We start from the raw sequence: 20,213 nt of genomic DNA, 5'->3' as shown, positions 1-20,213 counted from the left end.
TACCGGAGGGAAACGCACATGGGGCAGGTCGAGGCCACGACGCAGCGCGAGATCGCGGCGGACCCGGAGAGCGTGTTCGACGCGCTCGCCGACTACAGCGGCACGCGTCAGAAGCTGCTGCCCGAGCACTTCAGCGAGTACGAGGTGCGCGAGGGCGGCGACGGCAAGGGCACCCTCGTCCACTGGAAGCTCCAGGCCACGAGCAAGCGGGTGCGGGACTGCCTGCTGGAGGTCGACGAGCCGACCGAGGGCCAGCTCGTGGAGAAGGACCGCAATTCCTCGATGGTGACCACCTGGGTCGTCACCCCGGCGGGCGAGAAGCGCACCAAGGTCACCGTCACCACCACCTGGACGGGCGCCGGCGGCATCGGCGGCTTCTTCGAGAAGACCTTCGCCCCCAAGGGACTCGGCCGGATCTACGACGCGCTCCTCGACAACCTCGCCCGCGAGACGGAGAAGTGATCGGTCCGGTCACCGCGTCACCCCGCGGGCCCCTCGTCACACTCACCGGTTCGGGTGGTTTCCGATGAGCCGGAGCGTGCGGCCCGCCGGATCGCCTCCTCGCGGAAAGCCCTGATGGGAGCCCAAGAGGTGCGCTGTGCACCGCACTTGACGTCCGTTCCGGCCCCGCACGCCCCCATTCGCCGCGCTTGATCGGTGTTGTCGCCCAATGCGAGAAATTGGGCGGCAACAGGCGTGACGAGGGGAGCAGCACGTGGGCGGGACCACCCTGGGCGAACGGGTCGAACGGACCGATCCGCCCGCAGCGGACACCCCGGCAGCTCCGGAGCGGCCGGCCGCGCACCACCGGCCCGGCGGCCCGGATTCCGGCCCCGCCACGGCGGAGTCGCCCGAGCCCGGGCCCGCTACGGCGGAGCCACCTGGCCCCGGGCCCGCCACGGCGGAGCCGCCCGGCCCCGGCCGCGGCCGCGTGCGACTGGTCTTCGCCGGGCTGATGGCGGCGCTGCTGCTGGCCGCCCTCGACCAGACCATCGTGGCCACCGCGCTCCCGAAGATCGTCGGCGAGCTGCACGGCCTGGACACGATGTCCTGGGCGATCACGTCCTACCTGCTGGCCTCCACCATCGGACTTCCGCTCTACGGCAAGCTCGGTGACCTCTTCGGCCGCAAGCCCGTCTTCCTCTTCGCGCTCCTCGTCTTCACCGCGGGCTCGGCACTGGCGGGCTGGTCGCGGACCATGGACGAACTCATCGCCTTCCGCGCCGTCCAGGGCGCCGGCGGCGGCGGGCTCATGATCGGTGTCCAGGCGATCATCGCCGACCTCGTCCCGCCCCGGGCCCGCGGCCGCTACATGGGCCTGATCGGCGCGGCCTTCGGGCTCGCCTCGGTGGCCGGGCCGCTGATCGGCGGCTTCTGCACCGACCACGCCTCCTGGCGCTGGTGCTTCTACCTCAACGTCCCCCTCGGGGCGCTGACGCTGCTGCTCATCGCCTGCGTGCTGAAGCTGCCCCGGCCGGCCCGCCGCGCGCGGCTGGACCTGCCCGGCGCCCTGCTGCTCGCCGCGTTCTCCACCTGCCTGGTCCTGCTGACCAGTTGGGGCGGCACCACCTACGCCTGGGACTCGCGGGTCGTGCTCGGCCTCGGCGCCGGGGCGCTGGGCACCGCCCTGCTGTTCGTCGCCGTCGAGTACTTCGCCGCCGAACCGCTGATCCCGCTGCGGCTGTTCCGCGACTCGGTCTTCAACCTCACCGGGCTGATCGGCGCCGCCGTCGGCATCGCGCTCTTCGGGGCCGCCAGCTATCTGCCGACCTTCCTCCAGATGGTCGACGGCGCCACCGCCACCGGGTCCGGGCTGCTGATGCTGCCGCTGATGGGCGGCATCGTCCTCGCCTCCCTGGTCTCCGGCCGGCTCATCAGCCGCACCGGGCGCTACCGCGTCTTCCCCCTCCTGGGATGCGCGACGGCCGCGGTGGGGATGTGGCTGCTGTCGCGCTGGCAGCAGGACACCCCGCGCGAGGTCTACAGCGTCTGGATGGGCGTCCTCGGCCTCGGCATCGGCCTCGTCCTGCCGGTGCTGGTGCTCGCCGTGCAGAACTCCGTACGCCCCGCCGACCTCGGCACGGCCACCAGCGCCACCAACTACTTCCGGCAGATCGGCGGCTGCGCCGGTGCGGCCCTCTTCGGCACCCTCTTCGCCGACCGGCTGGCCCGCCGGCTCGGCGGCCGGCTGCCGCGGTCGGCGAAGCTGCCCGATCCGGAGTCGATCACCCCGCAACTGGTGCGGGCGCTGCCCGCCCCGCTGCGCGACAGCTATGTCGCCGCGTACGCGCACGCCGTGCCGGGGATCTTCTTCTACTTCGTGCCGGTCCTCCTCCTGGGCTTCCTGCTCGCCTTCTTCCTGAAAGAGAAACCCCTGGTGTCCCACGCCCCGCATGCTCCGCAGGCCTCCACCACCCCGCTGCCGCCCTACGGCGATCCGGCCGACCCCGCCACCGTCCCGCAGGCCCGTACCGCCACGGCCGCCGACACCGTCAACTCCCCTGATTCCGGGCCGGCTTACTCCCGTACGCACCGGCACCCGGGCGCACCGCACCCGGCCCCGGCCGGCGTCCCGGTGTGCGGCACCGTCCAGCACCACGACGGCACCATCGTGCCGCGCGCCGCACTGACCCTGATCGATGTCGCCGGCCGGCAGATCGGCCGCGGCGCCACCGGCGAGGACGGCCGGTACGCGCTGAGCACGCCGGGCGCCGGCTCCTATGTGCTGATCGCGGCGGCGGGCGGGCACCAGCCGCAGGCGGTCACCGTCACCGTCGGCGAGCGGCCGGTCGACCTGGACGTTGTGCTGGGCGGCGCGGGACGCCTGGCCGGCACCGTCACCACCGCCGACGGCACCCCCGTGCGCGATGCCATGGTCACCCTCACCGATGTCCGCGGCGAGGTGGTCGCCACCACCCGCAGCGGGCGTGAGGGCGGCTATGTCATCGGGGACCTGGTGGCCGGCGAGTACACCCTCGCCTCCAGCGCCCCCGCGTTCCGGCCCGCCGCCCTGCCGGTGAGCGTCCAGGCGTCCCGGGAGACCCGCCAGGACATCGAGCTGGCCGGCGGCGCGGTGCTGCGCGGGACCGTACGGGCCGGTGGCGGCCGGACCGTCGAGGACGCCCGGGTCACGCTGCTGGACGCGGCCGGCAATGTCGTCGACACCGCGATCACCGGCGCCGACGGGCTGTTCCGCTTCGTGGACCTGTCGGCCGGCGAGTACACCGTCATCGCCGCCGGATATCCGCCGGTGGCCACCGTCCTCCAGGTGGCGGGCGGCGGCCGCACCGAGCGCGACCTCCAGCTGGGGCACGAGGACTGAGCCGGTCGCGGCGGGCGGCTCGCGGGCCGCCCGCCGCGCTCAGCCGGAGCGCCGGGACCGGTCCGGTGCGGGCACGGGCGCCGGCGCGAAGCGCAGCCGGGTCAGCAGCGGGCAGTCGTTGCGCACCAGCGGCACGGCGGTGAGCCGGGGCGCGAGGCGGCCGAGGAGGCCGCGGCCCGCCGGGAGCGGCAGGGCCGACACCTCGCCGATGGCCGGATGGATCTCGCGCAGCAGCGGCCGCTCGGCGGTGTCCATGCCCCAGGGCATCGGGGGCATCCGGCGGCCGACCAGCCCCTTCCCGCCGCGGCGGGTGCGGGCGCTGAACCGCCGCGAGACGGTGTCGAAGACCATGGCGCCGCCGGGGAACGCCGCGGCGCAGACGCCGATCAGCCGGGTCGCCGCGGCCGGCTCCAGATACATCAGCAGGCCCTGAGCGGTCACCAGCACACCGCGCGCGGGGTCGATCCCCGCCGTCCAGCGGTCGTCGCGCGCGTCGCAGGCGACCAGGCGCTGCCGGTCGCCGTGCGGCAGCACCCGTCCGCGCAGCGCCAGCGGCTCGGGGAGGTCGACGGTCACCCAGCGCACCCGGCCGTTGTCCACCCGCCAGAACTGGGTCTCCAGGCCCTCGCCGAGCGCGACCACGGTGCCGTCCGGGTGGTCGGTGAGGAACGCGCGCACCACCTCGTCGAAGGCCAGGGCGCGCAGCGCGATGCCCTGTGCCAGCCAGGGCCGGACGGTGCCCTGCTCCGGGAAGTCGAGCCGGGCCGCCAGGCGGACGGCGCGGGGGTCGGGCAGCACCGTGTCCGGGCGGGCGGCCTCGGCGGCGCGGTGCCGCAGCGTCCACAGCGCCGTCTCGGGCACTCCCGTGAGGTCCGCCGTCACGCGCCGGGGCGCGGGGATCCCCTCGGCGGGGGCCGCGGGGCGGGGGACGGACGGAGCGGTCGGTTCGCGGCCCGTGGTGCGCGCTGCCTCGATCATGTGGCGTTGATATCGCCGGGCGGGCCCCCGCCGGGGCCGATCGGGGGAGCGGTCACCCGGGGGAGTGCAAAGTCGTACCGCACGGGCCGCCGGGCGCCGGGCGGAGCGCACCGGGGCCCGGGCAGCGGTGCCGCCCGGGCCCTGTACGGCGTGAACTGCGGCCGGTGGCGGGCGCGTTCGGGTGCGCCCGGTCCGGCCGGTGCGGTCAGCGCGCCAGATCGCGGTGGACGACCCGGGCGGCGTTCTCGATGGTGTCGACGCCGTAGTCCATGGTGTGGCTGCCGGTGGACAGGACGGCCATGCCGTAGTCGCGGCCGCTGCCGGTGAAGGCGCCGACGCTGTGCACCCGCCAGCCGCCCTTGTCGCGGGGCAGCCAGCCGTTCTTGACGTGCACGTCCGTGCCGGCCGGGGCACCGGCGGGCGCCCCCCACCGCTGGTCGGCCTCGACCCGGTGCATCAGGTCGAGCGCATAGCCCCGGGAGTGCGCGCCGAGCACCGGGGTGTCCGTGGTGAGCAGCCGCATCAGCGTGAGCTGGTCATGGGCGGTGATCTGGGTCAGGCCCCAGGCCCCGTCCTTGCCGGGGACGGTGTCCCGCATGGCGGCCAGCGACAGGAAGTGCTGGATCCCGGAGGGGCGGACCTGGCGCCAGAGCGCGGTGGTGGCGTCGTTGTCCGACTTGGTGATCATGCCGGTGGTCAGATCGACCTCGTGCGGCGTGAGCGTGCGGTGCGCCTCCTCGGCCTGCCGCAGCAGGGCGCCGAGCACGGTGACCTTCACCACACTCGCCGAGTCGAAGTGGCTGCCGCCCTTGAACTCGCAGCGGGTCGCGGTGGGCCGGTCGTAGACCGCCAGGGCGGAGGCGCCCCGCCGTCCGTCGAGGGCGCCGGCGAGGTCCTGGGACAGCGTCGGCGCCAGGCCCGGCTTCTTCGATGTGCAGACGACCTTGGAGCCGCCCACCGGTGCGTCGGCGGTGGCGGCGGTGGCAGGGGTCGCCGTGGTGAGGACCGTGAGCAGCGACCCGGCGGCCACGACGGCGGCCAGCCCGCGCCGGGTGCAGGTCGATATGCGTGATCCGTGCATGGAGGTGATGTTCAGCTCCCGCTGTGTTTCGGTGGCGCAGCTCTCGGGCGGCCGGCCTCGCGCATCCGGCTCCGCTGCGGGTCGGTGCCGCCGCGCGCCGGCCGGCCTCCCGGGCATGGGTCACGGTGACGATACGTGGCGGGCGTCCGGACGCCTCAGAAGATTGGGGTGGATTGTCCGTTTTCGGCGCGGGTGCCGGGATGTGACGTTCGCCAAATCGTGGGGGTATGCGGGGGGCTGGGCGCTCCTAGGGACGTGGCAGCGGCGTGCGGGGGCGGGGGACGGCGCGGGGGCGGCGGCGGTTGACGGCGGCGCGGCGGCGGCGCGCACCGGCGATCAGCTGGCGGCTGCGCAGGGCCAGCTCGATCTCGAAACGGGTGTGCGGGTCGCGGAGGCGGGCGCCGAACAGCTTCTCCAGCTGGCGCATCCGGTAGCGCACCGTCTGCGGGTGGATGCTGAGCGCCTTGGCCACCTCCGGGGCCCCCATGCCGCTGAGCCAGGCCAGCAGGGTCGCCTCCAGCCGCTCGCACCGCTCCGGCGTCAGCCCGGCGAGCGGGCTGAGGCGGCGGGCGATCAGCGCGTGGGCCAGGGACTCGTCCTGGAGCAGCAGCAGGGAGGAGAGGTGGTCGTCGACGAACACCACGCCGGCCTCCGGGCCGTCGTACGCGCAGGCCAGATCCAGCAGCCGGGTCGCGGCGCGCACGGAGGCGGTGGCCTCCTGTGGCGTCACCGCATGGCCGACGACGGCCGCGCGATGGCGCAGCACGCCCTTCAACCGGGCCCGCCCTTCCTTGCCGTCGGCGAGCGCGGCGGGTATCAGCAGACCCGGCGCCTCGCCCGGCGCGCTGACGAGGCAGTCGCCGAGCGCGGACGCCACGAGGTGGATGTCCGTGTCGCTGCGCAGCATGACCGCGCGGACCTTCTCGGGCAACGGGTTGCCGTTCCGGAGCACGTTCTCGATCAGGTGGGTGACCTGCTGGTGACCGCCGCGCTCCAGGACTTCCTTGAAGCCAGGATTGCGATCGCAAAGGGTTTGCGCGATCAGTTCGGTCAGGATCGCGAGTTGGTCGTCTTCGCTGTCGGCCCGTCCGTCACCGCGTTGCGGTAAACGGACGCCGTTCAGTACTTCGCTCACCGTTCTGCCTCTGTCTCATCGCCTGGGAAGCTGGTTCGGCCTTTTTCTACCCCACCTGGCACGTGCCGTCGGCAGTTGACAGGACTCGTTCAGAAGTCCTTTCGGATTCCGTTCGAAGTCCTTGCACTTTGCGACAGAAACTGTTTGAGATGCGGCGCGACACGAGCGTACCTCCACATCCGCTTCACAGGAATCCCTTCTTCCGCTACGCCGGGATCACGCTGCGTGGCCAACGGGCCGCCTCCGGAGGGGACCGGACGGGGCGTCAGCGCCCAACGTCCCTGGCCGCACTGGCAAATCCGTGCGGCGGCTTCGACACTGTGGGGGGATCGTGCGTACCGACTCATGGCTGCGATAGGACTGGTGACTGTGAAGATCCTCATCTCCGCGGACATGGAGGGCGCCACCGGCGTGACCTGGCCCGCCGATGTGCTGCCCGGAACGCCCCAGTGGGAGCGCTGCCGCGCCATGTTCACCTCCGACGTCAACGCGGCGATCGCCGGCTTCTTCGACGGCGGCGCCGACGAGGTGCTCGTCAACGAGGCGCACTGGACGATGCGCAACCTGCTGCTGGAACGGCTCGACGAGCGCGCCGAGATGCTCACCGGCCGGCACAAGTCGCTGAGCATGGTCGAAGGGGTGCAGCACGGCGATGTCGACGGGATCGCCTTCGTCGGCTACCACACCGGTGCCGGCACCGAGGGCGTCCTCGCGCACACCTACCTCGCCAACACCCTCACCGGCGTCTGGGTCGACGGCGTCCGGGCCAGCGAGGGGTACCTCAACTCCCTCGTGGTCGCGGAGTACGGCGTGCCCGTGGTGCTGGTGACCGGCGACGACCGCACCTGCCAGGACGCCCTGGGGTACGCGGCCGAGGCTCCCGCGGTGGCGGTCAAGGACTATGTGTCGCGCTACGCCGCGGTCTGCCGGCCGCCGGCCCGCACCGCGGCCGACATCCGGGCCGCGGCCGCCAAGGGCGCCTCACTGGCGGTCCGCCATGAGCGCGTGCGCAACGGGCCGTTCCGCTTCGAGCTGGAATTCGACGCCGAGCATCTGGTGGGCGCGGCCACCTGCGTGCCCGGCGTGGAGCGCGCCGGCGAGCGCCGGGTCGCGTACACCGGACAGGACATGTACGAGGCCATCCGGTGCTTCAAGGCGGTCACCACCGTCGTGTCGTCCGCGGTGGAGGAGCAGTATGGCTGAGCGGCACGGGGCGGGGCGGCCGGCGGACGGCCAGTCCTCCGGCGTGGACATGCGGGCGCTCGACGAGGCCGTGGAGTTCACCTCCGGGCTGATCCGGATCGATACCAGCAACGCGGGGGACGGCAGCTGCCGGGAGCGGCCGGCCGCCGAGTACGCCGCCGAGCGGCTGGCCGGGGCCGGGCTGACACCGACCCTGCTGGAGCGCAGTCCGGGCCGGACGAATGTGGTCGCCCGGATCGAGGGCACCGACCCGGCGGCCGACGCCCTGCTGGTGCACGGCCATCTGGACGTGGTGCCCGCCGAGCCCGCCGACTGGCAGGTGCACCCCTTCTCCGGGGAGGTCCGCGACGGAGTGGTCTGGGGCCGCGGCGCCATCGACATGAAGAACATGAACGCGATGATGCTGGCCGTGGTCCGCCGGTGGGCCCGCAGCGGGGTGCGGCCGCGGCGGGACATCGTGCTGGCCTTCACCGCCGACGAGGAGGCCAGCGCCGAGGACGGCTCGGGCTTCCTCGCCGACCGGCACCCCGCGCTCTTCGAGGGCTGCACCGAGGGCATCAGCGAGTCCGGGGCCTTCACCTTCCACGCCGGCGGCGGACTGCAGCTGTATCCGGTCGCGGCGGGGGAGCGCGGCACGGCCTGGCTGAAGCTGACCGCGCACGGCCGGGCGGGACACGGCTCGAAGGTCAACCGCGAGAACGCCGTCAGCCGGCTGGCCGCGGCCGTGACCCGCATCGGCGCGCACGAGTGGCCGCTGCGGCTCACCCCGACGGTACGCGCCGCGCTGCGCGAACTCGCCGCCCTCCACGGCGTCGACGCCGACACCGAGGCGGCCGGCCTGGACGTCGACGCGCTGCTGGACTCGCTCGGCCCGGCCGCCCGGCTGGTCGAGCCGACCGTCCGCAACAGCGCCAACCCGACGATGCTCGCGGCCGGTTACAAGGTCAATGTGATCCCGGGATCCGCGGTCGCCCATGTCGACGGCCGCGTGGTGCCCGGCGGCGAGGCGGAGTTCGAGACCACCATGGACGCGCTGACCGGGCCGGACGTCGACTGGGAGTACCACCACCGCGAGGTCGCGCTGCAGGCCCCCGTCGACTCCCCGACGTTCGCCGCGATGCGGGCCGCGATCGAGCGCTTCGACCCCGAGGGCCGGGTCGTGCCGTACTGCATGTCCGGCGGCACGGACGCCAAGCAGTTCTCCCGGCTGGGCATCACCGGTTACGGCTTCTCACCGCTGAAACTGCCCGAGGGCTTCGACTATCAGGCACTCTTCCACGGGGTGGACGAGCGAGTGCCGGTCGAGGGGCTGCACTTCGGCGTCCGGGTGCTCGACCATTTCCTGCGCACGGTCTGACCGGCCGCGCGCTGCCCGACGGTGGAGAGGAACAACAGCATGGTGACGACGGCTCCGTACGGCTCCTGGATGTCCCCGGTGGACGCCCGGACGGTCGCCGCCCACGACGGCCGGCCGGCCTTCGTCGGCGTGGTCGGCGACGAGGTGTGGTGGACGGAGCCGCGGCCCGCCGAGGGCGGCCGGCGGACGCTGGTGCGCCGGCGGCCGGGGGGCGAAAAGGAGTCGGTGCTGCCCGCGCCCTGGAACGTCCGCAGCCGGGTGCTGGAGTACGGCGGCCAGCCCTGGGCCGGCACGGACACCGCGGACGGCCCGCTGCTCGTCTTCAGCAACTTCGACGACCAGCGGCTCTACGCCTGCACCCCGGACGGCGACGCGGCTCCGCGCCCGCTCACCCCGTGCTCCGCGGTCGGCGGCGGACTGCGCTGGGCCGACCCGGTGCTGCGCCCCGGACTCGGCGAGGTGTGGTGCGTCCTGGAGGAGTTCACCGGCGACCGGCCCACCGATGTGCGCCGGGTGCTCGCCGCGGTGCCGCTGGACGGCTCGGCGGCCGAGGACCGCTCCCGGGTACGGGAGTTGACCGACGACCGGCACCGCTTCGTGACCGGCCCGCGGCTCTCGCCCGACGGCCGGCGCGCCGCCTGGATCGCCTGGGACCACCCCCGCATGCCCTGGGACGGCACCCTGGTCATGGTGGCCGCGGTCGGTGACGCGGGCACCTTCAGCGATGTCCGGGCGGTCGCCGGCGACCTCGGGACCGTCCCGCCCGACGGCCCGGGCGGGGACGGGGAGTCCGTCGCGCAGATCGAGTGGGCGCCCGACGGCTCGCTGCTGATTGTCTCGGACCCCGACGGCTGGTGGGAACTCCAGCGCCTCGACCTCGACGCGGCACCCGGCGACCCGGCGGCGCGCCGGGCGCTGTGCCCCGCCCGCCAGGAGGAGTTCGGCGGCCCGCTGTGGAACGTGGGACAGCGCTGGTTCCTGCCGCTGGAGGACGGCACCCTCGCGGTGATCCACGGCCGCGGCACCACCGCCCTGGGCATACTCGACCCGGTGACCGGCGAACTCGTCGACGCGGCCGGCCCGTGGACGGAATGGGCGCCCACCCTCGCCGTGCACGGCAGCCGCGTCCTGGGCATCGCCGCCGGCCCGCACAGCTCCTACGAACTCGTCGAGCTGGACACCCGCACCGGCCGCGCCCGGGTCCTGGCCTGCCCGCACGTCGATGTGCTCGACCCCGCCTACCACCCCCGGCCGCGCAGCCGTACGTTCACCGGGCCCGGCGGCCGGGACATCCACGCGCACATCCATCCGCCGCACAACCCCGACCACACCGCCCCGGACGGCGAACTGCCGCCCTTCGTGGTCTGGGCGCACGGCGGCCCCACCGGCCGCGCCCCGCTGGTGCTCGACCTGGAGATCGCCTACTTCACCTCCCGGGGCATCGGCGTCGCCGAGGTCAACTACGGCGGCTCGACCGGCTACGGCCGGGAGTACCGCGAGCGGCTGCGCGGCCGCTGGGGCGTGGTCGACGTCGAGGACTGCGCGGCCGTCGCCCGCGCCCTGGCCGACGAGGGCAGCGCCGACCGCGACCGGCTGGCCATCCGCGGCGGCAGCGCCGGCGGCTGGACCGCCGCCGCCTCGCTGACCGGCACCGACCTCTACGCCTGCGGCACCATCAGCTACCCGATCCTGGACCTGGCCGGCTGGGCGACCGGCGAGACCCATGACTTCGAGTCGCAGTATCTGGAGTCGCTGGTCGGGCCGTTCGCCGAGGTGCCCGACCGCTACCGCGAGCGCTCGCCGCTGCGCCGCGCGGACCGGATCGCGGCGCCGTTCCTGCTGCTCCAGGGCCTGGACGATGTGATCTGCCCGCCCGCGCAGTGCGAGCGGTTCCTCGCCGAGGTCGCCGGGCGCGGGGTGCCGCACGCCTATCTGCCGTTCGCCGGGGAGGGGCACGGCTTCCGCCGCGCCGAGACCATCGTGCGCGCGGTGGAGGCCGAACTCGGCCTCTACGTACGGGCCTTCGGACTGGAGCGCAGCGATGTCCCGGCGCTGGAGCTGCGCGGATGACGGGCGTGCCGCTCCTGCGCCCGCCGCGGCTGCGGCCCGGCGACCGGGTGGCCGTGGTGGCGCCCAGCGGCCCCCTCTCGCCGGAGCGGCTGGACCGCGGGCTGGACGTGCTGCGCGGCTGGGACCTCGACCCGGTGCCCGCGCCCCACGTCCGCGGCACCCACGCCACCCTGGGCTACCTCGCCGCGACCGACGAGGAGCGGGCCCACGACCTCCAGGCGGCGTGGTGCGACCCGTCGGTCAAGGCGGTGTTCGCCGCGCGCGGCGGCTACGGCGCCCAGCGGATGGTCGACCTGCTGGACTGGGACGCCGTCCGGGCCGCCGCCCCCAAGCCGCTGGTCGGCTTCAGCGATGTGACGGTGCTGCACGAGGCGTTCGCGGTGCGCGCCGGGGTGTCCACCCTGCACGGACCGGCCGTGGCCGGCGAGGTCTTCCTGAAGGACGAGGCCACCCGCACGCATCTGCGGCGCACGCTGTTCGCGCCGGAGACCGTCCGCACCCTGGCCGCGCCGTCCGCCCGGGCGCTGGTGCCCGGGCGGGCGCACGGGGTCACCCTCGGCGGCTGTCTGACCATGCTCGCCACCGAGTTGGGCGCGCCGCGGGCCCGGCCCGCCGCGGCCGGCGGGCTGTTGCTGCTGGAGGACGTGGGGGAGCCGCCGTACCGCCTCGACCGGGCGCTCACCCAACTCCTGCGGGCCGGCTGGCTGGAGGGGGTGGCCGGGATCGCCCTCGGCTCGTGGGCCCGCTGCGGCCCCTACGAGCGGGTGCGGGAGGTGCTGGCGGACCGGCTGGGCGGGCTGGGGGTGCCGGTGGCCGAGGAGTGCGGGTTCGGGCACGGCGACTCGGCGCTGACCGTGCCGCTGGGCGTGCCCGCGGTCCTGGACGCGACGGCCGGCACGCTCGTCCTGGATGTCCCGGCGACGGTATGACCCACCGGGTCCGGCGCCTGGTCGCCGCCGGTGGGGACGGGTGCCGGGCCCCGGCAGCGGCCGCGGGCGGCGCTGAACTGACGTCCTAGCGGCGACGCGGGCCGGGTGCCTTGCATCGCCCCCGGCCGTGACCCAGCATGAGCGCGCCCGCCGCCGACCGGTCGGTGGAGGTGTGTGGAGGTCCTCGTGCCCAGCGTGTCCCGAGCGGTGGTCCGCCCCGTGCGGCGGATGTCCCTCACGGTGCTGGCCGGCTGCGCGCTGCTCACGCCGTTCGCGCTGTCGCCGCCCGCCCCGGTGGCCGCCGCCGGGGCGTACACCGTCACCGCGCTCAAGGTCACCGTCCGGGCCGGCGACCGCGACTGCGTCCTGGACACCGACCTCTACCGCCCGTCCGGTGCCGACGCCGCCCACCCGGCGCCCGCCGTGCTGACCACCAACGGCTTCGGCGGCAGCAAGTCGGACGCCTCGACCGCCGGCCCGGCGAAGGCCCTCGCCGCCCGCGGCTATGTGACGCTGGCCTACTCCGGCCTCGGCTTCGGCCGGTCCGGCTGCCCGATCTCCCTCGACGACCCCGCGATCGACGGCCGGGCGGCGAGCGGACTGGTGGACCTGCTGGCCGGCACCCGTACGGCCGACAACGGGACCCGGCTCGACTACGTCACCCGGGACGGCGCCGGCGATCCGCGCGTCGGCATGATCGGCGCGTCCTACGGCGGGGCGGTCCAGCTCGCCACCGCCGCCGTCGACCGCCGCGTCGACGCGCTGGTCCCGCTCATCACCTGGAACGACCTCTCCTACTCCCTCGCCCCCAACGCCGCGGGCCGCGGCGGTGCGCTGCCCGGGGCGTACAAGTGGCAGTGGACGAACGGGTTCTTCCTGATCGGCGAGGCGCAGGGGCTGCTCCATCCGGACCTCGACCCGTCGCGGACCGGCGGCGCCGGCTGCCTGCACTTCGCCGCCCGGGCCTGCGACGCCAAGCGGCTGCTGGACTCCGGCAGTTACCCGGCCGGGCGGACCCGGGCCGTGCTCCGCTACACCCGTGGTGTCTCCCCGGTGTCCTACCTGGCGGCGGTCAAGGCGCCGACGCTGCTGGTTCAGGGGCAGGCCGACACCCTGTTCAACCTCAACGAGGCCGCCGCCAGCTACCGGGCGCTGCGCTCCCGGGGCACCCCGGCCCGGATGATCTGGCAGGCCTGGGGCCACAGCGGCGGGATGCGGAAGCCGGCGGAGGGGGAACTCGACCTGGCCCGCGGCAATCTGGACACCAGCTATGTCGGGCGGCGGATCCTGGCCTGGTTCGACCGCTATCTGCACCACCGCACGGCGGCCGCCACCGGCCCGGCGTTCGCGTACCACCGGGACTGGGCGGCCGACGGCTCCGCCTACGGCACCGCACGCTCCTTCCCGGCCGGCGCCGTCCGCCGCCTCTACCTCTCCGGGGACGGCCGGCTCGTCGACCGCCGCCGCGAGGTGGTCCCCGGCAGCCGGACGTACCGCAACCTGCGCACCCCCACCAGCCATTCGGAGAGCTCACTGGCCCCGCTGCTCGGTCTGCCGGACGTGCCGCCGTACGACGCCCGCGGCACCTTCGCGGACTGGACGTCGCCGCCGGTCACGGGCGGGCCGCTGGAGGTGGTGGGCGCGCCCGCGGTCACCCTGCGGGCCGTCGCGCCGGCGGCCGCGCGGCAGCAGGGCTCCCCGGACGCGGCGGACCGGCTGGTGCTGTTCGCCAAGCTCTACGATGTCGCGCCGGACGGCAGGAAGACGCTCGTGCACCGCCTGGTGGCCCCGGCGCGGGTGGCCGATGTGACCCGGCGGTTCACCGTGGAACTGCCGGGCATCGTGCACCGTTTCGCGCCGGGGCACCGACTGCGCCTGGTCATCGCCGCGAGCGACGACGCCTATACGGGCAATCGCGGGGTGCAGCCGGTGACGGTCGTCGCCGGGCGCGGCAACACCGGGTTCCTCGAACTGCCCGTCGTCCGAGGGGCGTTGCCGTAGTGGACGGATCGGTGTCGTAGGGACAAGGGGCGTAGGGGCAGTCGGGACAGGGAGAGCGGGGCCGGGTGTGGCGGGTGCGCCGCGGGGCCCGGACGGCAGGGGCCGCGCGCGTCAGCGAAACGTCCGCGAGGGCGCCGCTCAGTCGTCCGCGACGGTGATGGCCTGCACGGGGCAGGCACGCACGGCCTCCCGCAGCATCGGGTCGCCCGCGCCGTCCTCGCGGCCGGGCAGCAGCTCGCTGAAGCCGTCGTCGTCCTGGGTGAACACCCCGGGCGCGGTCAGCGCGCACTGGCCGGCGCCGATGCAGACGTCGGTGTCGATGGTGATCCGCATTTCAGAACCCCTTCGTTCGGCCGGATGCACCGCGGCTACCAGGCCAGCGGCAGTTCGATCATTCCTTGCAGAGTGTCCCCCGGCTTGAAGGGGATCTCGGCAGCCGGCACGGCGAGTCGCAGATCCGGGATCCGGTCGAACAGCGAGCGCAGCGCGATCTCCATCTCCGCCCGGGCGAGGTTCTGCCCCAGGCACTGGTGGATGCCGAACCCGAACGCCACGTGATGGCGGGCGGAGCGGCCGACGTCCAGCTCGTCCGGTGCCGGATAGGCGCCGTCGTCCCGGTTGATCAGCGAGGTGGGGAACAGCACGCCGTCGTCGGCACGGATGACCTGCCCGCCGATCTCGATGTCCGCCATGGCCACCCGCAGCAGGCCGTCCGCGATGGACAGGAACCGCAGCAGCTCCTCGACGGCGGCCGGCAGCAGCCCCTCCTCGGCCTTCAGCCGGGCCAGCTGTCCGGGGTGCTCCAGCAGGGTGAAGGTGCCGAGCGAGATCATGTTGGCGGTGGTCTCGTGGCCGGCCACCAGCAGGATCATGGCGAGCCGGACCAGATCCTCGCGGTCCAGGGCGCCGGTGCGCAGCTCGTCGTGGACCAGCTCGTCGAGCAGGCCCTCGCCCGGGGTCTTCTCCTTGTGGGCGACCAGCTCGTCGAAGTAGTCCTCCAGCCGGATGCGGGCCTCCTCCGCCTCCTCGGCCGTCCGGCTGCGCAGGAGCCGGCGGGACGCCTCCTCGAAGAACTCGTGGTCGGAGTAGGGGACGCCGAGCAGCGAACAGATCACCATCGAGGGCACCGGCAGCGCGAACGCGGAGACCAGCTCGGCGGGCGGCCCCTGCGCCAGCATCCGGTCCAGCAGCCCGTCGACGATCTGCTGGATCTGCGGCCGCAGCGCCGCGGTCCGCTTGACGCTGAAGCTGGGGATCAGCATCCGGCGCTGGGTGTTGTGCTCGGGGTCGTCCACGCCGATCAGCGGCGACCTGACCTGGCGCAGCGCCGCGAAGCGGGCGAACGGCGCCGGGAAGGCCGGGTTCTGCCGGTCGGAGGACAGCCGCGGGTCGCTCAGCAGCGTGCGCGCCTCGCTGTGGCCGGTCACCGCCCACACCTTGCGGCCGTCGTAGAGGGTGACATGGGCCAGCGGGCCGGCGTCACGCAGCGGCTGATAGCCGGCCGGCGGGTGGTAGGGGCAGGTGCGGCCCTGGAAATACGCGATGGCTTCGGTCACGAGTTCCTCCCGTACGAGCGGCTCGGTCCGCTCGCCCTGTGAGATGTCCCTGGAGAAGCGAGATGTCCATGGAGAAGCGCGCCGTGGAGGCCGCGCCGATCTCACCTCATGCCTCGGACAGCGGGCACGTCTACGTGCAGACCGGCCAACTTCGTGTGCCGTCGTGCGCCGGAGACACCCCGTCACGTGCCCCACGATGGTGCGCCGCACCGCCCGCCGTCCGGCGCCCGCCGCGCCGCGCGTCGGAGGGAAAGGGCTCCCCGTGCCGCCGCCGGCCCGCGCCGCGCGGACACCCGCCGAATGCGCTGGCCCGCCGTCGCCACCCCTTCGTACGATCTGCCGATGACGACGAACGACCGCTACCTCGCGCGCGCCCGGCGGGTGGGCATCCGGCCCTTCACCGCCGCCGACCGGGACGAGTTCACGGCGCGGGCGCGGGAGAGCGCGGACCTGCACCACCCCTGGCTCGCCCCGCCGGTCACCGACCCCGCCTACGACGGCTATCTGCACCGGCTGCAGGAGCCGCTGCGCGAGGGGTTCCTGATCTGCGAACTCACCGGCGGCGGGATCGCCGGCTACCTGACGATCAACAACATCGTGCACGGCGCGTTCCGCAGCGGGGCGATCGGCTACGGCGCCTTCGCGCACGCCGCCGGGCGCGGGCTGATGAGCGAGGGGCTGCGGCTGGTGCTGTGCCACGCCTTCGGCACGATGGGGCTGCACCGCCTGGAGGCCAACGTCCAGCCGGCCAACCACCCCTCGATCGGCCTGGTGCGGCGCGCCGGCTTCCGGCTGGAGGGCTACTCGCCGGACTTCCTGTTCCTCGACGGCGCCTGGCGTGACCACGAGCGCTGGGCGATCACCGCCGAGATGGTCCCGCAGGACCCGGTGTGATGTCCTGCCGGGCATGGACATCGTCTTCCACCGCACCGTTCCGGTCTTCCGGATCTTCGACGTCGCCAAGGCCCATGAGTTCTACCTCGGCTACCTCGGCTGCACCGTCGACTGGGAGCACCGCTTCGAGCCCGGCATGCCGCTCTACACCCAGGTCTCCCGCGGTGACCTGGTCCTGCATCTGTCCGAGCACCACGGCGACGCGACGCCCGGCTCCACCGTCTGCACCGAGCTGAGCGGGGTGCACGCGCTGCACGCCGAGCTGGCCGGCAAGGACTATCCGTATCTGCGGCCCGGTCTGGAGCGGGACGGACGGGGCACCACGCTCACGCTGACCGACCCCTTCGGCAACCAGCTGCGGCTGACCGAGCCGGACGCCCCCGACCGGCCGGGCGAGGGGGAGTCGGCGGCCGGGTGAGCGACGGGCGGGCGGGACGTGCCGGCGACCGGATGAGCGACGGGCGGGGAGCGGCGGTTCGGTCGCGGTCGGAGCCCCGTGAGCCCGCCCGCCATAGACGCGAAGTCCCCGTCCCCGCAAGTGAGTTGACCGGCTCCGCCCCCTCTCCCGCCGACCTGTGGAACGATCACGTCATGCGCCGTACCGTACTGATCGATGCGCCCTCCAACCTGGGGCTGCGGCCGCCCGCGCCCGGCGTCGTCCCCGGCTGCTACAAGCTGGCGGGCGCGCTGCGCGACCAGGGGCTGCTGCGGCGGCTCGGTGCGCGGGAGGGCGGCGTGGTGGTGCCGCCCCGCTACGACCTGGGGGAGTGGAAGGAGGGCGACGGCGACTTCCACGCCGCGCCCCTCGCGGCCTACACCCGCACGCTCGCGGCCCGCGTCGAGGGACACGTCCGCGGCGGCGACTTCCCGGTGGTGCTGGGCGGCGACTGCAGCATCCTGCTCGGGGCGGTGCTCGCCCTGCGGCGGCTGGGGCGGTACGGCGTCGTCCACCTCGACGGGCACGGCGACTTCCGCCACCCGGGCAACACCGCGGTCTCCGGTCCCGTCGGTGCCGCCGCCGGGGAGGGCCTGGCGCAGATCACCGGACGCGGACAGCCCGACCTTACCGACCTCGACGGCCTGGGCCCCTACGTCCGCGACGAGGACCTGAGCGTGCTGGGCCTGCGCGACGCGGACGAAGCCCAGCCGGAGCTGACAGGTCTGGGCATCGCCCACACCCCGGTCGGCGGGATCCGGCGGCGCGGCCCGGAGCGGGTGGCCCGCGAGGTCCTCACCCGCTTCCACCGCGCCCCGCTCGACGGCTTCTGGATCCACCTCGACGCGGATGTCCTCGACCCGTCCGTGATGCCGGCCGTGGACAGCCCCGACCCCGGTGGCCTGCTCCCCGGCGAACTCCGCGCGCTGCTCCGCCCGCTGGCCGCCTCACCCCGCTGCGCCGGTGTCGACGTCACCGTCTATGACCCGGACCGCGACCCGGAGGGGGCCGGCGCGGTGCTGCTCGCCGGTCTCCTTGAGGACGTCTTTGCGCAACCCTGACCCGCCGCGGCCGCGAGAAGCCCTGTGCGCACCGGCGGGGACGCGGTTCGATGGTCAACAAGAGGCCGCCGCAACCGGGGTGGCCCGGTCCAGCATTGCGAGGCAGCCGTGGCCACGAGTGTGCGACACACCACCCTGACCCTTCCCGCCGCCCCCCTCGGCCCGGACAACCCCCTCCCCGCCCTGCACGCCACCGACGACCCGCACCGCGTCGAACTCGGGCCGGACGCCCGGCTGCCCGCCGACATGGCGCGCCGGATCGGCTACGCGCCGCTGCGCTCGATCCTGCCGACCCGGATGCGCGACGGCTACGGACGCGACCTGCGCAGCACCGACGTGGACGCGCTGGTCCTGGAGAACGACCGGCTGCGCGCCACCGTCCTGCCCGGCCTCGGCGGCCGGGTGTACTCCCTGCACCACAAGCCCACCGGCCGTGAACTGCTCTACCGCAACCCGGTGCTCCAGCCCGCGGCCTTCGCGCTCAACGGCGCCTGGTTCTCCGGCGGCATCGAATGGAACATCGGCGCCACCGGACACACCACCCTGTCCTGCGCCCCGCTGCACGCCGCCCGCGTCCCGGCGCCCGACGGCGGCGAGATGCTGCGGCTGTGGGAGTGGGAACGGCTGCGCGACCTGCCCTTCCAGGTGGACCTGTGGCTGCCCGACGGCTCCGACTTCCTGCACGTCGGCGTGCGGATCCGCAATCCGCACCCGCGCACCGTGCCCGTCTACTGGTGGTCCAACACCGCCGTCCCCGAGGACGAGGGCAGCCGCGTCCTGGCCCCCGCCGACGAGGCCTGGCACCTCGACTACGCCCGGACCCTGCGCCGCGTTGCGGTGCCCGACTCCGAGGGCTGCGACCGCAGTTACCCGCTGCGCAGCGAGTACCCCGCCGACTACTTCTACGCGGTGCCCGACGGTGCCCGCGGCTGGATCGCCTCCCTCGGCGCGGACGGCCGCGGCCTGGTGCAGACCTCCACCGACGCGCTCCGCGGCCGCAAGCTCTTCCTGTGGGGCGCGGGCCGGGCCGGGCGCCGCTGGCAGCAGTGGCTCACCGCACCGGGCACCGGCGGCTACGCCGAGATCCAGGCGGGGCTGGCCCGCACCCAGCTGGAGCACCTACCGCTGGAAGCGGGCGGCGAGTTCGCCTGGCTGGAGGCGTACGGACCGCTGGCCGCCGACGCCGCGACGGTGCACGGCGCGGACTGGGGCGCGGCCCGCACCGAGGTCGAGACCCGGCTGGCGGCCGCCCTGCCGCGGGCGGACGTCGACGCCGCCTTCGCCGCCTGGCGCCCGTACGCCGACCACGAGCCGAAGGAGTCGCTGGCCACCGGCTCGGGCTGGGGCGCGCTGGAGGTGGCCCGCGCCGGGCTCACGCTGCCGGGGACGCCGTTCGCCGCGGACACGCTGGGCGCGGAGCAGCAGCCCTGGCTGACCCTGCTCACCACGGGGGACCTGCCGGCCGACGGTCCCCTGCCCGGCCCCGCGCTGGTTGCGCCGGCCTGGCGGGAGCTGCTGGAGTCCGCGGCGCCGGGGCCGGCCACCGACTACCACCTGGGGCTCGCGCAGTGGCATGCCGGCGACCGGGCCCAGGCGGTCCGCAGCTGGGAGCGGGCGCTCGCGCGGCGGGCCGGCTGCCTGCCGCTGTACTGCCTGGCCGTCGCCGAGTCCGCGGCGGGCGAGCCGGCCCGCGCCGCCGACCGCTACGCCCAGGCCTGCGAGGAGGCGGCACGGGCGGCCTCGGAGGAGGGGCCGCGGGCCCGTGCCTGGCAGGCGGTGCTGCCCGCGCTCGCCCGGGAGGCGGTGCCCGCGCTGGTCGCGGCCGGCCGCACGGAGGCGGCCGCGCGGCTGCTGGCGGGCCTGCGCCGGACCGGACCGGCCGACGGCCGCCTCCAGCTGCTGACCGCGCAGGTGCTGCTGGCCCAGGGACAGCCGGCCGCGGCACGGGAGATCTTCGACGCCGGATTCGAGATCGCCGCGCTGCGGGAGGGCGACGAGGCGCTCGGCGACACCTGGTACGCCATCGCCGAGCGGCTGGTCGCGGCCGGCGGACCGGTCACCGAGGCCGTCCGCGCCGCGGCCCGCGCCGGGCATCCGCTCCCGGAGCGGTACGACTACCGGATGCGGCCGTAGCCCGCCCGTCCGCGCGCGGTGCCCGGCCGCCCGGCCGTGGAATGATCCCGCCCCGTC

At 74.7% G+C, this 20,213-nt stretch carries 16 protein-coding genes; 11 read left to right on the top strand and 5 right to left on the bottom strand.

Going from position 1 to position 20,213, the window contains the following annotated elements; genetic code table 11:
• The first annotated feature begins 18 nt into the window (after positions 1 to 18).
• Positions 19 to 462 (top strand): SRPBCC family protein, encoded by a 444-nt coding sequence (locus IEY78_RS13305; protein ID WP_189097897.1) that lies wholly within the window; start codon positions 19 to 21, stop codon positions 460 to 462.
• A 253-nt stretch (positions 463 to 715) separates the two neighbouring features.
• On the top strand, positions 716 to 3,322 hold the full coding sequence (locus tag IEY78_RS13300) for an MFS transporter (RefSeq protein WP_373294145.1): 2,607 nt from the start codon (positions 716 to 718) through the stop codon (positions 3,320 to 3,322).
• Positions 3,323 to 3,361: 39 nt separating this feature from the next.
• Here the strand turns inward: IEY78_RS13300 and IEY78_RS13295 are convergent, their stop codons facing one another.
• The 3 genes from IEY78_RS13295 to IEY78_RS13285 form a co-directional block, all read right to left on the bottom strand.
• A complete protein-coding gene (locus tag IEY78_RS13295; RefSeq protein ID WP_189097896.1) occupies positions 3,362 to 4,300 on the bottom strand; it encodes a class I SAM-dependent methyltransferase in 939 nt (312 codons plus the stop codon).
• Positions 4,301 to 4,505: 205 nt separating this feature from the next.
• Complete coding sequence (locus IEY78_RS13290) at positions 4,506 to 5,381, bottom strand: serine hydrolase (protein WP_189097895.1); 876 nt, start codon at positions 5,379 to 5,381, stop codon at positions 4,506 to 4,508.
• Between the two features lie 247 nt (positions 5,382 to 5,628).
• Positions 5,629 to 6,516 carry a PucR family transcriptional regulator gene (locus IEY78_RS13285; protein WP_229699908.1) on the bottom strand — a complete coding sequence of 296 codons (888 nt, stop codon included), beginning with the start codon at positions 6,514 to 6,516 and terminating at the stop codon, positions 5,629 to 5,631.
• Positions 6,517 to 6,885: 369 nt separating this feature from the next.
• Here IEY78_RS13285 and IEY78_RS13280 point away from each other — a divergent pair, with 369 nt between their 5' ends.
• The 5 genes from IEY78_RS13280 (at position 6,886) to IEY78_RS13260 (ending at position 14,076) form a co-directional block, all read left to right on the top strand.
• On the top strand, positions 6,886 to 7,719 hold the full coding sequence (locus tag IEY78_RS13280) for a M55 family metallopeptidase (protein WP_189097961.1): 834 nt from the start codon (positions 6,886 to 6,888) through the stop codon (positions 7,717 to 7,719).
• Positions 7,712 to 9,076: a M20/M25/M40 family metallo-hydrolase gene (locus tag IEY78_RS13275; protein WP_189097894.1), complete on the top strand. Its 1,365-nt coding sequence runs from the start codon at positions 7,712 to 7,714 to the stop codon at positions 9,074 to 9,076. Before IEY78_RS13280 ends, IEY78_RS13275 begins: the two co-directional genes overlap by 8 nt.
• A 39-nt stretch (positions 9,077 to 9,115) precedes the next feature.
• Complete coding sequence (locus IEY78_RS13270; RefSeq protein ID WP_189097893.1) at positions 9,116 to 11,146, top strand: prolyl oligopeptidase family serine peptidase; 2,031 nt, start codon at positions 9,116 to 9,118, stop codon at positions 11,144 to 11,146.
• Positions 11,143 to 12,075 carry a S66 peptidase family protein gene (locus tag IEY78_RS13265; protein ID WP_189097892.1) on the top strand — a complete coding sequence of 311 codons (933 nt, stop codon included), beginning with the start codon at positions 11,143 to 11,145 and terminating at the stop codon, positions 12,073 to 12,075. The genes IEY78_RS13270 and IEY78_RS13265 overlap by 4 nt, the downstream gene beginning before the upstream one ends.
• A gap of 228 nt (positions 12,076 to 12,303) precedes the next feature.
• Positions 12,304 to 14,076: an alpha/beta fold hydrolase gene (locus IEY78_RS13260; protein WP_189097960.1), complete on the top strand. Its 1,773-nt coding sequence runs from the start codon at positions 12,304 to 12,306 to the stop codon at positions 14,074 to 14,076.
• Between the two features lie 138 nt (positions 14,077 to 14,214).
• On the opposite strand, the gene IEY78_RS13255 is transcribed toward IEY78_RS13260, so the two are convergent.
• Complete coding sequence (locus tag IEY78_RS13255) at positions 14,215 to 14,409, bottom strand: ferredoxin (RefSeq protein ID WP_189097891.1); 195 nt, start codon at positions 14,407 to 14,409, stop codon at positions 14,215 to 14,217.
• Positions 14,410 to 14,444: 35 nt separating this feature from the next.
• Complete coding sequence (locus IEY78_RS13250; protein WP_189097890.1) at positions 14,445 to 15,632, bottom strand: cytochrome P450; 1,188 nt, start codon at positions 15,630 to 15,632, stop codon at positions 14,445 to 14,447.
• Positions 15,633 to 15,974: 342 nt separating this feature from the next.
• On the opposite strand from IEY78_RS13250, the gene IEY78_RS13245 reads away from it, so the two are divergent.
• The 4 genes from IEY78_RS13245 (at position 15,975) to IEY78_RS13230 (ending at position 20,156) form a co-directional block, all read left to right on the top strand.
• A complete protein-coding gene (locus tag IEY78_RS13245) occupies positions 15,975 to 16,526 on the top strand; it encodes a GNAT family N-acetyltransferase (protein ID WP_189097889.1) in 552 nt (183 codons plus the stop codon).
• Between the two features lie 13 nt (positions 16,527 to 16,539).
• Entirely contained in the window at positions 16,540 to 16,944 is a 405-nt protein-coding gene (locus IEY78_RS13240; protein ID WP_189097888.1) for a glyoxalase superfamily protein, read from the top strand.
• 173 nt (positions 16,945 to 17,117) lie between these two features.
• Positions 17,118 to 18,023 (top strand): arginase family protein, encoded by a 906-nt coding sequence (locus tag IEY78_RS13235; protein WP_189097887.1) that lies wholly within the window; start codon positions 17,118 to 17,120, stop codon positions 18,021 to 18,023.
• Positions 18,024 to 18,131: 108 nt separating this feature from the next.
• Positions 18,132 to 20,156 carry a DUF5107 domain-containing protein gene (locus IEY78_RS13230; protein WP_189097886.1) on the top strand — a complete coding sequence of 675 codons (2,025 nt, stop codon included), beginning with the start codon at positions 18,132 to 18,134 and terminating at the stop codon, positions 20,154 to 20,156.
• Positions 20,157 to 20,213: the final 57 nt, after the last annotated feature.

The sequence above is a fragment of the Streptomyces kronopolitis genome, from assembly GCF_014646275.1.
Classification (GTDB): domain Bacteria; phylum Actinomycetota; class Actinomycetes; order Streptomycetales; family Streptomycetaceae; genus Streptomyces; species Streptomyces kronopolitis.
The sequence above is the reverse complement of the archived record's forward strand: the minus strand, read 5'-3'. Positions and strand labels throughout refer to the sequence as shown.